General features: G+C 36.1%; 13 protein-coding genes. 6 read left to right on the forward strand and 7 right to left on the reverse strand.

Annotated features, from left to right (window positions below; all coding sequences use genetic code 11):
* Positions 1 to 97: 97 nt before the first annotated feature.
* Genes WC614_01185 through WC614_01200 form a run of 4 tightly spaced genes read left to right on the forward strand, consistent with a single transcriptional unit; the run spans position 98 to position 2,948 of the window.
* On the forward strand, positions 98 to 1,132 hold the full coding sequence (locus WC614_01185) for a hypothetical protein (protein MFA5031609.1): 1,035 nt from the start codon (positions 98 to 100) through the stop codon (positions 1,130 to 1,132).
* Between the two features lie 2 nt (positions 1,133 to 1,134).
* Positions 1,135 to 1,284, forward strand: coding sequence for a DUF5989 family protein (locus WC614_01190; GenBank protein MFA5031610.1), 150 nt, complete (start codon positions 1,135 to 1,137; stop codon positions 1,282 to 1,284).
* 26 nt (positions 1,285 to 1,310) lie between these two features.
* Positions 1,311 to 1,673 carry a hypothetical protein gene (locus WC614_01195; protein ID MFA5031611.1) on the forward strand — a complete coding sequence of 121 codons (363 nt, stop codon included), beginning with the start codon at positions 1,311 to 1,313 and terminating at the stop codon, positions 1,671 to 1,673.
* 39 nt (positions 1,674 to 1,712) lie between these two features.
* The gene (locus WC614_01200) at positions 1,713 to 2,948 is read left to right on the forward strand and encodes an anion transporter (GenBank protein MFA5031612.1); all 1,236 of its coding nucleotides are present in this window, start codon (positions 1,713 to 1,715) and stop codon (positions 2,946 to 2,948) included.
* 153 nt (positions 2,949 to 3,101) lie between these two features.
* Here WC614_01200 and WC614_01205 read toward each other — a convergent pair whose 3' ends face one another.
* Both WC614_01205 and WC614_01210 read right to left on the reverse strand, forming a co-directional pair.
* Positions 3,102 to 3,791 (reverse strand): SprT family zinc-dependent metalloprotease, encoded by a 690-nt coding sequence (locus WC614_01205; GenBank protein ID MFA5031613.1) that lies wholly within the window; start codon positions 3,789 to 3,791, stop codon positions 3,102 to 3,104.
* A gap of 42 nt (positions 3,792 to 3,833) precedes the next feature.
* Positions 3,834 to 4,751 (reverse strand): patatin-like phospholipase family protein, encoded by a 918-nt coding sequence (locus tag WC614_01210; protein MFA5031614.1) that lies wholly within the window; start codon positions 4,749 to 4,751, stop codon positions 3,834 to 3,836.
* 634 nt (positions 4,752 to 5,385) lie between these two features.
* Here WC614_01210 and WC614_01215 point away from each other — a divergent pair.
* Positions 5,386 to 7,296, forward strand: a complete 1,911-nt coding sequence (locus tag WC614_01215; protein ID MFA5031615.1) for a phosphoenolpyruvate carboxykinase (GTP) — start codon at positions 5,386 to 5,388, stop codon at positions 7,294 to 7,296.
* Positions 7,297 to 7,601: 305 nt separating this feature from the next.
* Entirely contained in the window at positions 7,602 to 8,498 is an 897-nt protein-coding gene (locus WC614_01220; protein MFA5031616.1) for a tyrosine recombinase, read from the forward strand.
* A gap of 166 nt (positions 8,499 to 8,664) precedes the next feature.
* On the opposite strand, the gene WC614_01225 is transcribed toward WC614_01220, so the two are convergent.
* From WC614_01225 to WC614_01245, 5 genes are all read right to left on the reverse strand, one after another.
* A complete protein-coding gene (locus WC614_01225) occupies positions 8,665 to 9,774 on the reverse strand; it encodes an SIS domain-containing protein (protein ID MFA5031617.1) in 1,110 nt (369 codons plus the stop codon).
* Positions 9,775 to 9,967: 193 nt separating this feature from the next.
* Positions 9,968 to 10,270 (reverse strand): 30S ribosomal protein S10, encoded by a 303-nt coding sequence (gene rpsJ / locus WC614_01230; protein ID MFA5031618.1) that lies wholly within the window; start codon positions 10,268 to 10,270, stop codon positions 9,968 to 9,970.
* Between the two features lie 102 nt (positions 10,271 to 10,372).
* Positions 10,373 to 11,212: an NAD(+)/NADH kinase gene (locus tag WC614_01235; GenBank protein ID MFA5031619.1), complete on the reverse strand. Its 840-nt coding sequence runs from the start codon at positions 11,210 to 11,212 to the stop codon at positions 10,373 to 10,375.
* Positions 11,213 to 11,242: 30 nt separating this feature from the next.
* The gene (locus WC614_01240; protein MFA5031620.1) at positions 11,243 to 11,647 is read right to left on the reverse strand and encodes a tetratricopeptide repeat protein; all 405 of its coding nucleotides are present in this window, start codon (positions 11,645 to 11,647) and stop codon (positions 11,243 to 11,245) included.
* Positions 11,648 to 11,754: 107 nt separating this feature from the next.
* On the reverse strand, positions 11,755 to 12,831 hold the full coding sequence (locus tag WC614_01245) for an NAD(P)/FAD-dependent oxidoreductase (GenBank protein ID MFA5031621.1): 1,077 nt from the start codon (positions 12,829 to 12,831) through the stop codon (positions 11,755 to 11,757).
* Positions 12,832 to 13,257: the final 426 nt, after the last annotated feature.

A 13,257-nucleotide genomic window follows, 5' to 3' on the forward strand; every position in this document is an offset into this window, starting at 1 on the left:
TAAAAATATTTTAACGAGAAAAAAATCTCTGGCTGTTTGGATTTTAATAGTAATCATTTTTTTTATATTTATCAATGCCTCTTTATTAGTATTCGCAATGACAAATAAATTATATCATTACGTAAAGAAACCATCTTCCGGATGGGAAGGAAAATTATGGCAATCGGATGAAAAACTGGGATTCAGGTCAGTGCCGAATGCAACAGGATTTGAGACTTTTCCGATAGGGGAAAATGTATCAATACGATTTGATAAAAATGGATTTAGAGTCCCGGTTTCTTACGATGATACTACGGAGATGAAAAGACCATTGTTTTTATTTTTGGGATGTTCGTTTACTTTTGGGGCAGCATGTTTAGCAGAAGAAAGTTTTCCGTATCTGGTTTCAGAGGAGACAAAAGGATATTCGATAAATGCGGGTTTGTGCGGAGGCGGACTTGCCCAGATGTTATTGTTATCGAAAGATTTAATACCTCTTTATAAACCTGATTTTGTAGTAGTTCAATATTCGCCGTGGTTAGTTCAAAGGGCAACAAGTATGAGAGTCCCGTCTTTTTGGATTGCAAACATACCTGTGCCTTATGTTTCTCGAACAAAGGGCGGGAAAGATATAATAAGCCCACGGGCTTTTAATTCGAAGACTTTTGACGTAAATATAGATAAATTCAAGAAAACAAAAAAGGGTATAAAAGATTATACTTGCTTTTTATTTGAAATAGGAATACCCTTATACTTGTATAATGGGTACTATACAGTTATAACAATACTAAAAAAAACGTTCGGAATAATCCCAAAGCCGAACAAAGGATTGAAAGACGTTGAGCAATTTGTATATGAAAACATTTATGAAGTTTGCAAACAAAATAACAGTAAAATGATTATTCTTAATTTGGGAGACATTCAATATACTCAAAATTCGCATAAGTTAATATTTCCTGATAGTAATGTTATTTTCGCGGAAGCCGATTCTCTTTTACTTCGAGGGCTAAACTCTCCTGACGATTACAACAAAGAATATAAACACTGGTATTTAAATGGTAAGGGTTCGGTTTTGAAAGACCCGCATCCCAACCAAAAGGCTCATAAAATAATAACAGAAGCTATAGCGAGATGTTCAATGAAAGGAAGGTAACTATGGATTTCTTAAAAGATTTGTGGAATTTCTTAAAGGAAAGAAAAAAATGGTGGCTTTTACCGATTATTATCATATTATTACTTATTGGCATTTTAATTGTAATAGGTGGGAGCAGCGCGGTAGCGCCATTTATTTATACTTTATTTTAATCCAATCATAGCGGGATTTGTTACTTATGAAAAGAGAAAAAAATTTAGAAACAATACTTGTAATATCAACGGGGTTAATAGTAATTTATTCGTTTACCCACGTAAAAACACTTCTCGTAACAGCATTACTATTGAACATAATCGGGCTGTGTTCAAATTTCCTTGCCGGCAAAATAAACTGGTTATGGTTTAAAATAGCGGAATTGTTAGGATTTGTCACCTCAAAAATCTTGTTATCTATCGTATTTTTTGTTCTTCTTTTCCCGATTTCGTTATTATACAGGTTATTCAATAGAAATAATAATATACAATTAAAGAAAACTCGCAAAACTTACTATTTTACGAGAAACCATAAATACACCCCGAAAGATTTGGAAAATGTCTGGTAAAAGACACGCTATCTTCCACTGTTATATAATTTTATCTTTATGATAATTCCAATAATAGTTTTGGTTGTTGTTTTTCTGTCAATTGCAATAAGGCAGGTTGGAAACATCCGGCTTCCTATATGGCTGATAATGTTATCCGGAGCGATTATAGTATTGTTAACGGGACAGATTTCCCCGGCAAATGCGTTAAAATCAATAAACATAGATGTTATACTTTTTCTATTCGGTATGTTTGTCGTAGGACAGGCATTGGAAGAAAGCGGATATTTAGCTCATCTTTCTTATAAATTATTCAGCAAAACAAAATCCGTAGATACGTTGATTTTATCTATTTTATTTGGTATGGGAATAATTTCGGCATTTCTAATGAATGACACTTTAGCCATTATCGGAACACCGGTTGTCCTATTGCTTGCGAAAAAACATAAAATTAACCCAAAATTGTTATTATTGACTCTTGCTTTTGCCGTTACAATCGGAAGCGTTATGAGTCCCATTGGAAACCCGCAAAATCTTTTGATTGCTATTAATGGGAAAATAACAAATTCTTTTGTTGTCTTTTTGAAATACTTATTCTTGCCCACGATTATAAATCTTTTTTTAGCATTTATTCTGTTGAAAGTATTTTATAAAACCTACTTAAACAAAACTCCATTAACTCATATCCGGGAGCCGATAACAGATTTGAAATTATCAAACCTATGTAAGATTTCTTTGTCCATAATTATACTTTTAGTTATTCTTAAGATTCTAACCATTATTCTGAATTTTAGTTTTGATTTCAAACTAACTTATATTGCTTTGATTTCTATGCTTCCTATATTGATATTTAGTGAAAAAAGGATTAAAGTGCTAAAACAAATTGACTGGCATACTCTTGTTTTTTTTGCATCTATGTTTGTTTTAATGCAAAGTGTATGGGACAGCGGATTTTTTCAGAGTATTATAACCAAATCACATATTAACATTTTATCAACGGATATGATTCTAACGATAAGCGTATTATTGAGTCAGTTGATTTCCAACGTTCCACTTGTTGCACTTTACCTGCCTATGCTTGCAGATACGGGAGCCACGACAAAAGCAATGATGGCATTGACTGCAGGGAGCACAATTGCAGGTAATTTATTCATACTCGGAGCCGCAAGCAATGTGATAATAATCCAGAACGCAGAAAAAAAGTATAACGAGACGTTGACTTTTTGGGAATTTGCAAAAATCGGCATTCCATTAACAGGGATTAATATTCTTGTTTACTGGCTGTTTTTAAGGTAGTACCCACGGCTAAAACTCAACTGCTAACAAAATACGTAAAATATATTTTTCCTGACAGACAAGAATGTCTGTCCTACCACAAATAACAAAATGATACAACAATAACTACTACTATGAAAAAAAACATTTTGATTATTCTAAAAACGGTTTTGTCTAAAACAGGAGTTGGTATTTATTTTCTTTCAGCCATTTTCTATGGATTTTATAATCGGGGAATATTGTCTCCACTTTCATCCAGAAACGTTTTGAATGATTTTTCTCCATTATATGAGCAATTTCGTGGGCGACCACATAATCAAGCACTCCCGGTGGAGCCATAATTAATCGCCAATTAAAATTCAGACCGTTTTTACTTCCGCAGGAGCCCCACCTGCTTCCGGCATCCGTTATCCTGATTTTATTGTATTTTAATCCTGTTTGGGAACAATAAAAATCAACACGCCCTGTTATTTTTTGTTTCGCTTGTTCTTTATACCAGAGGATAAAAAGCTCCTTTGCCTTATCAAGTTTATCTCGTGAAAGCAAAAACACGCCTGCAGAGTTTTCAAAAGACAACGGCAGCAAGGGCAATTTTGAATTATCTACAATCTGCAGTTTATAGGTATTGCCTAAATATAAAAAACTTTCGCCGGATATAAATTCTTTTTGTTTTATTAAATGTTTTTGTCGAAGCATAAACTCTTGTTTTTTGGAAATCCACAATCTTTTTTTATATACTAGTTTGTTAATATACTTTTCGCTAACTCTGAGTGGAGCACGAACAATTAAAGTTGAATCGCTGTTTATTTGTAGTTCGATTGTTCTTCTTCTTGAGCGGATGATTTTTGATATTTGAATTTCCATAGGTTTTTTATATAAAACCATTACTTATTATCAATAATAATCTTATAAAGTAAGTTGAGAAGGGATAACAGCGGAAAATGCTTTTTCTCCCTCTAAAATTGCTTCTTTTGCACGAAAAAACTCAAGAGGGGCAACAAACTCAACGGCCGGAGTGATTAAAAAATCCGGCTTGTGTTTTGCCAGCTGAAAATTGGCAATCTCATACTCGGTAACGGATATTGTTTGAAGTAATACGTGAAATATGCTTGGTGTAGAAGTTTTCTTTTTCACAAAATTACTGAACTGAGCAACCGGTTTTAAAGATGCGGCAAAATTGCCTAAACGGGTATTTATTATTTGAGAGTTGCTTTTTTTTGCCGGAGTTTTTTTTGTTTTATCATCCATTCTAATGTAACTCCGCATATTCTTTTGTGGAGCCGACAGAACGTTTACTGCAATTACAATATCTGCGCCCATCTTAAGAACGGCGCTCACAGGAACAGGGTTTACAAGTCCCCCATCTACCAGAAGTTTTTGATTGTATTCGACAGGGGTAAATATGCCGGGGATAGAGATACTTGCCCTGAGCGCATTAAGCAAAGAGCCTTTTGTGATTACAATCTCTTCTCCCGTCACAATATTAGAAGATATTGCAGCAAATGGGATACGAAGGTCTTCAATGTTTTGCCTGCCGATTATAGATTCAATAAAATTAATTACTCTTTGCCCATCAATTAATCCGGAATATGACATTGTCGGGGTAAAAAGAGCAAGCGTTTTTTTTATATCTATATTCAGGGCTATTTCTTCTATTTCTTCCCCACTGATTCCCGAAGCATACATTGCGCCTATAAGCGCCCCGATACTTGTTCCTGCAATAAAATCTATGGGGATTTTTTGTTTATCAATCGCCTTAAGAACCCCAATATGGGCAAGTCCTTTCGCCACCCCGGAACCCAAAACGAGACCTACTTTTTTCATAGTATAGGAATGTAAGGCGGAGACAGGGGAAAGTCAAGGGGAAAAAGTAGGCAGCAGGAAGTAGGTAGTAGATAGGGGAAAACCGAGTAGAAAGAATGAAAAAAGTGAAGAGAGTTTAGAGTAAAGAGTTAAAAGTAGAGAGCACCAAAAAATAACATAAAGATAAAAAAACAGATTGAAACCACGAGATTACACAAGATTTTCACAGATTACAAAAAATAGAATACAGATATTAGCCACGGATTTACACGGATACAAAAAAATTGAGAGAGTTTACCTACCTTCAGCAGCAAGTGCTTACCACAAAAAAAGAAAGAGGGCTAGTCAACGGCTCGCCCCTTCCTGTGTATCTAAAGAAAAATGATATCTATCGACAGACAAGAATCCTCCAAGCAGACCGACAGACAAGAATGTCTGTCCTACCACTAATACATACACCCTGCGGCAAGCCGCAAGGAATTATCAAATTAAATATGAGGAGAGATAGCATGAACTTGATTCCGCCAGAGGCGGATAAAAAATCAAGTCCCTACATAGATGTTTTCAAGGGTTTTAACAGCAAGTTGTTATTATATTGTTTTATCCTTGACATAAGAGTTTTTATGTATTAGTCTCCTTGACCATAGGGGGGATAATGGAAGAAATATTAAAAAAGAAGTTGAGTGAAAAGGATTACGCTAAAATTGAAAAGATAGGTAATCCGGAAGTTGATAAATTTATCACAAAATACATAGAGCTTTGCAATCCTGATTCGGTTTTTGTGTGTACAGATTCGAAAGAAGATATAAAATATATCAGGGATGCTGCCGTAAAAAACGGTGAAGAACACAAAATGGCAATAGAAGGACATACTTACCATTTTGACAATTACCTCGACCAGGCAAGAGATAAAGCACATACTGCTATTCTTGTCCCAAAAGGCGTCGTTCTTGGAGAAGCCATAGACACAAAAGACAGGGATGAAGGATTGAAAGACGTATTGGAAGTTCTTAAAGACAGCATGAAAGGTCACGAAATGTATGTAAGGTTCTTCTGCTTAGGGCCAACGAACTCCAAATTCTCAATACCTGCACTCCAGCTTACGGACTCGGCTTTTGTAGCGCATAACGAAGACCTTTTATACAGACAGGGTTATGAGGAATTTGTAAGACAGGGCAAGAATGCAAAAATCTTCAAATTCATACATTCACAGGGCGAATTAGACGAAAGGAAGACCTGTAAAAACCTTGACAAACGAAGAATATACATTGATACGGAAGAAAATACGGTTTACAGCGCCAATACACAATACGGCGGGAACTCAATCGGTTTGAAGAAACTTGCAATGAGACTTGCAATTAAACAGGGTTCCAAAGAAGGCTGGCTTACGGAACATATGCTTCTTATGGGAGTTCACGGACCAAAGGGCAGAGTTACTTATTTCACGGGAGCATTTCCGTCGTTATGCGGGAAGACTTCTACTGCAATGCTTGACGGAGAAACTATCGTTGGCGATGACATCTCATATCTCAAGAAAATCAACGGTGAAATCGTAGGCGTAAACGTAGAAAGAGGTATGTTTGGTATAATACAGGGAATAAATTCAAAAGACGACCCGATACAGTGGAAAGCTTTGAATAACCCGCGTGAAGTAATATTATCAAACGTATTGGTTACGGAAGATAAACGCGCTCACTGGATAGGCAAAAATGGTGACGTTCCTGCAAAGGGAATAAACCATTCAGGAGAATGGTTTGTCGGCAAAAAAGATGCGAAAGACAAAGAAATCAAATGTTCACATCCGAATGCAAGATTTACAATGAGTCTTGACACTTTAGAAAACTGTGACAAAAACATACACAGTCCGGAAGGATTGGTTGTTGGCGGTATAGTCTATGGTGGCAGAGATTCTGATACTTGTGTGCCGGTAGAAGAATCATTGGATTGGGCTCACGGAATAGTAATGAAAGGCGCTGCACTTGAGTCGGAAACGACTGCAGCTACGCTCGGTCAGGAAGGCGTCAGGGAATTTAACCCGATGTCCAATCTTGACTTTTTACCCATTCCCATAGGACAATACATACAGAACAACATAAACTTTGCAAAAGATTTGAAAAAAGTTCCGCCCATTTTCGGAGTAAATTATTTCCTCGTGGACAAAGAAACGGGAAAATTCCTGAACGAAAAGACGGACAAAAAAGTATGGTATAAATGGATGGAATTACGCGCGAACAAAGACGTTGAAGTCATAGAAACTCCAACAGGGAAAATACCGAAATACGAAGACCTGAAACCATTATTCAAAAGCGTATTAGGAAAAGATTACTCTCAGGAAGCTTATAACAAACAATTTATGACAAGAGTAAAAGAGAGTTTATCCAAGATTGACAGGATTAAGAAGATTTACGAAACAAAGGTAACGGATACGCCGAAAGTATTATTGGAAGTATTGGAAACACAGAGAAAGAGATTGCTTGAAGCACAGGCGAAACATGGCGACTACATACTGCCGGAAAAATTTGTGTCCGGTGGAAGTTGCGGTTGTTCTTGTTGCGGCGGGAAATAAGAGATAAGTAGATTTGAATTTTAGAGAGGCAGGTAGAATTTTATTCTATCTGCCTCTTGTTATTTTTAAATATAAAAACAGATAAGAACTAACAACTTTTCGCAAACAAAGCTAAAGCTTTGCCCTACAAAGAACAGGACAGACAATCCCATCTCCAAAAAAGGCAAGTCAACGACTCGCCACTACAAAATATACAGAAGATATCAAGGTCAGGAGTCCGTCTCAGACGGATTTCCCACAAGATGGGCGAACAGTTCTCCAAAAAATATATAGACAAACAGGTGTTTTTAATTACATTTTATAAAATGGCTGACGATATTATTGAAGGTTTCAAGAACCATTTACTTATGGAAAAAGGAAGCAGTCACAATACGGAAGAGGCTTATGAGAGTGATATACGAAAGATGTTTGCATTTTTTAAGTCAATAAAAGTCAATCCCGTAAAAGCTAAAATAGAAAACGTAAATGCGTTTATTATTTATTTAGAAGATACGGAAAAGATGAAAATGAGTTCTATTGCCCGTATAGTAGCTGCAATGAGAGAGTTTTACAGGTTTCTCGTAGATTCGGAAATGATAACGGATTCACCGATTAATTCTTTACATGCGCCTAAATTGATAAAATATTTACCTGAAGTTTTAGCGCCGAGAGAGGTTGATTTGATATTGGAGCAAGCAAATAAAATTGACCCGACAAGTTTAAGGGACAGAGCAATGCTTGAAGTGCTTTATGGGGCAGGTTTGAGAATTTCCGAGATGTTAAATTTACGGATGTCCGAAATTATTCCGGAAAAGGATATATGGTTATTGCGGTTTTTCGGTAAGGGCAACAAAGAACGGATAGTTCCGCTTGGTTCGTATGCGCAAAAAGCCATAGAAATGTATCTAACAAACGGTCGTCCCGTATTAAAAAAGGGGAAAGATACGGAATTTTTATTTCTCAACCAGAATGGCAAAAAACTATCCAGAATGGGTGGATGGAAAATCATAACAAAATACATTAAATTATCCGGAATTAATAAAGAAGTTACTCCTCATACTTTCAGGCATTCGTTTGCAACGGCTTTATTAGAAGCGGGTACGGATTTAAGAGTAGTTCAGCAATTATTAGGACACTCCTCGATTACGACTACGGAAATTTATACGCATATAGACCGAGAAAAGCTTAAAGAAGCGGTACGAACTTGCCATCCGCGAGGGTAGTTAATAGTAGAGAGCAGACCAGTAGGTAGTAGGTAGGGAACGGAAATATAATACGACAGGATTAACAGGATAAAAGAGAACGGAAATTCTCAGGTCAAGTCCCCAAAAAACTAAATAACTTAGAGTAAAAATATAGAAGATGAATAAGAGTTTTTTTGTAGGGGAATTACGCTACGGTTACCGTTTTAGAAATATTTCTTGGTTGGTCAGGGTTATATCCTTTTTGCAGGCAAAGGTAATATGCAATTAACTGGAAAGGAATTACGGCAAGTATGGGTGTAAGAAATTGGTTTGCATCAGGTAAAGGGATATAGAAATTACTTTGTTTTTTCAATTCTTTATCTTCGGGGCCGACAGCCAAGACTTTTCCGCCCCTGCATAAAACTTCATTTATATGACCAAGCATTATACTTTTATTGGATTTTGCAACGGTAAACATAACGGGATAATTTTTTGTTACAATAGATATAGGACCGTGTTTAAACTCGGAAGAATACATTCCTTCACAATGAGCATAGGTAATTTCCTTTATTTTTAAAGCGCTTTCGAGCGCAATTGGATATGTAAGCCCGTATCCTACACTGTAAAAATCATTGGTTTTACTTAAAAATTTTGCTGCATCTTTTGCCTTTGATTCTGTTGTTTCTATCGTTTCTGCAAGCAAGTCAGGAAGTTTTTCCATATCTTTGTAGGTTACCTGGGACGTGATTCCTTTTTTCTTTGCAAGAGTCATTGCCAGGTAAAGAAAAGTTATTGTTTCGTTTACAAAAGTTTTCGTTGCCGGCACGGCTATTTCCTTATCGCAAGCAAGTGGGATAACTAACCTACTGCGTAGGGCAATAGATGACCCGATAACATTGACGATGGATAAGATTTTTTTATATTTTTTATGTTCAAGAAAATCCATTACATTTTTAACATCTTTAGTTTCGCCACTTTGCGATATGCCTATTAATGAATCTTTGCCGGCAAAGCTATTCCCGAATCTTTCTACGAATTCAGCTGCGAACGATATAATTGTTTTGGTGTGAGCAAGTTTATTAAAATAGTACGTTCCTAATAAGCCCGCGTGAAAAGAAGTTCCTGCACCTGTAATGTATACATTTTCTGCGTTATATATTTCATCTATAATTTTGGGAACAGAAGGATATTTTTTGAGAAGGCGCAATAATTCTTTTGCTTTTTGCGGGGATTCTTTTATTTCTTTAATCATAAAGTGATTGTGATTCACTTTTTTAGCATCATTTATGACAACTGGTTTACGATTTGTTTTCATATCTTTGTTTAGTTTTGCATTATATTATTATGGGCTAAAGCCCGTTGTTTTCTTTATTTCGTCACCCCCGTGCTAAAGCACAGGGTAATTTAAACTAAAAAATGACCAGCTATTTATAGCATTCTAAACCAAATAGGTTATTATTTAGGGGATTTATTTTTTTACTTATAAGTTCCGGGTTTTTGATGGTAGATTATATTTTTATTTCTACATCTACGCCTGCAGGAAGATTAAGTTTTGTTAATGCGTCTACTGTTTGTTTCGTGGGATTGTCCACTGCTATAAGTCTTTTATGGACAGTAAGCTCAAATTGTTCTCGTGATTTCTTATCAATATTAGAGGCGCGTAATACTGTATATAAGCTTCGTTTCGTAGGCAAAGGGACGGGGCCTGAAATTTCTCCACCGGTTTCACTTAGTGTAGATATGATCTCTTTTACGGTATTATCGAGAATGTTATGGTCATACGCTTTCAGTTTAATTCTGATTCTATCCATAATAGTTTCAATTTCTACCTAATAGTTTAGTTTTGTCAATAAGAATTTTTTTAATCGCTTGATTATTTTTATTTTTACCTGACAGCAGGGCAGGGGAAAAGACTATCTTTCTTTACCTCCCCCCCATTTCAATTTAGTTCTTAAAACTTCATAAAAATCACGGAATCCGGATTGGACAAGTTTGATTTTATAATCTGCTTTTTTAAATTTAATTGCCTCATTGTTGGATAATAAAATCTTTTCCTGTCCATCTGCGACAACTACAAAAGATGGGGCGGTACATTTAACTTCTATTGTGGAAGCTGCTGAAATTACTATAGGTCTAGCGCCAAATGTGTGCGGGCATATTAAGTTTACAACCACGCATTCCATTGCCGGTTCAACAACGGGACCGAGAGCAGCAAGTGAATAAGCAGTAGAGCCTGTTGGCGTGGAAACTATAAGACCGTCTGCAAGGAAATTAGAAGTATAACTACCGTTTATCCATAATTCGAATTGAAGCATTCGTCCTGAACCCGAACCCACGATAACTATGTCATTCAATCCATACAATTTTTCGCCTTTGACTACAGCTTCGAGAACCATTCTTTCTTCTATTTGGTATTCGGAAGCCAGAACTTTCGTAAGAGCCGGATATAATTCATCCTTGCGGACTTCCGTCAAAAAACCTAAACCACCGAGATTAATGCCAAGTATTGGAATCCCTTTTGAACCTATAATGTGAGAAGCTTTTAATAACGTTCCATCTCCGCCAATTGCAAGAACCATTTCAACTGCAGAAAGGAATTCGTCTGAATCTTTACAGGAAGTAATTCCGGAATGATTAAACCCATTATCAAAAAAATATACTTCTTGTTTATGGGTATTAAGCCATCCTACAAGTTCAGGAAGAAGACTATTAACATGAGGTTTAGAAAGGTTCGCAACTATTCCTATCCTCATATTTTCCTACATTAAACTATAAGAACTTTTTTAATTCAGCGACTTATCAAGATCTTCATTGTCGCACAATTCAGGTTTAAGCGCCATTGCTTTTTCGAAAGCTTTTACAGCTTCATTGGGACGTTCAAGTATTCCAAGAACGAGGCTTTTATTGTACCACGCTTCAGCAAAATTGGATTTCAGCTTTATCGCTTTTTCAAATGAATCCAGAGCTTCTTCATATCGCCCAAAGCTTACGAGTTCAAGTCCCTGATTATATAAAATATCAGCTTCCTCAACTTTTCTTGCTTTCCCTGTTTTTTCTTTTACTTTTGTTTGGTTCTTTTTCCCCAAATCTTTTGAAACAGTTTGTTTAAGCATTTTACTACCCTTTCGCCCTTTTTCTTTTTTTAAGGGCACTCCTTTTTTTTCTTTCTTTTTGTTTTTAGTTATCATTTTAATTTCCCAAACTGATTTTCATTTTTTATATCTTATTTTTGGTTTGTCAATATTGATTTTATTTTTTTTAATTTTCAGACAAAAAAACATTTTTTTATAAACCATTATAATTGTTTTTGAAGTTTATTTTTACCTGTTCTTGCTTTTTCTCCAAAAGGACCTGCTCTAAATTCAGCAAGTTCGTGGGAAGCTTGAGATAAAATTGTGTCTGCTTTTTTATTTTCGAGTGTTTCCCGGACGCAAGCCGCACCGGCAATTTTTCCTTCAAGCATAGCGGTTACGGCTTCTTCTATGCCTGAAATATCGCCTGCAATGTAAATTCCGGGGATACTGGTACGTAACAAATCGTTATGGTATGCCGTATACCCGCCAAGTTCCGGAATATATTTCATTTCGCAACCTGCCTGGTTTAGTAATTCCGTTGACGGAGTAAGACCTACGGCAAGACAAATCACATCACAATCTATTTGTTTTTCGCTATCCGGAATGGTTTGCCAATTTTTATCTATTTTTGTAATTATTGCTCTTTCTACGGATTCTTTTCCGATTGCGGATTTTATTGTATGAGAAACGTGTATCGGTATTCCGAGACGTCTGATTTTAGAAGCATGGACAAGATAACCTCCTATTTCAGACATACCCTCTATTATGCCGACAACGTCAATTCCGGCTTGCATAAGTTGATAACTTACAATGAGTCCAATGTTGCCGGAACCCACCATTAGAACTTTTTTACCGGGCATAATACCATAAACATTTACAAGTGTTTGAACTGCGCCTGCGCCATAAATACCGGGGAGGTCATTGTTTTCAAAATTTAACATATTTTCTTCCGCCCCGGCAGCTATAATAATGCCTTTCGTTTCTACCAACATATATTTTTCAGAAGTTATAATTCCGACTTTTTTAATATTCTTTTCATTATATATCCCTACTGCGGAGGATTCTAACAAAACATTTACGCCTTTTTGTTGAGCCTGTTCAAATAAAAGATTTGCAATATTAATACCTCTTACGCCACACCAATGTTGTTTTGCGCCAAAGAATTTATGGGTTTGTTTGACAAGTTGTCCGCCTATTTTATGATTTTCATCAACAAGAAGGACATCCGCACCAAGGTCTTTAGCGGTAATAGCTGCGGATAAACCAGCGGGTCCGCCTCCGATTACAATAATGTCCATAATTTTGTAGTACCATAAATTAGAGATTATACTCGTCAAGATATTTTTAATTTTAAAAAACAGAAAAACAGAAAAAATTCTCACCGCAGAGCCCAGAAAAACTGGACAACTTAGAGTAGTATTCCTACGTCACAAACTCTAAGTAACCGCAAAGAACGCAAAGAAAAGAATGAAAAGAAGAGAGAACTAATTAAAGTTTAGAGTTAAAACAAAGAACAAAATAGAGATGAAAACAGAGAGGATACAGAGAAGAAGAAAAGAAAAGGTTATTAACCGCAGATGAACACAGATTAAAAAAGAGCAGAAAGTTTAAGGCTAAAAGAATCGAGACTATAGCAAGCAAAAATACAAAAAAACAAGATTTTTAGTCACAGCTAAAAGACCACAGCGGAGCTGGATAGAACTCCCTCCCAAAAGGACTTTACA

The organism is bacterium, assembly GCA_041649255.1.
In the GTDB taxonomy this organism is placed as follows: domain Bacteria; phylum Hydrothermota; class UBA3073; order JACQXS01; family JAQTXJ01; genus JAQTXJ01.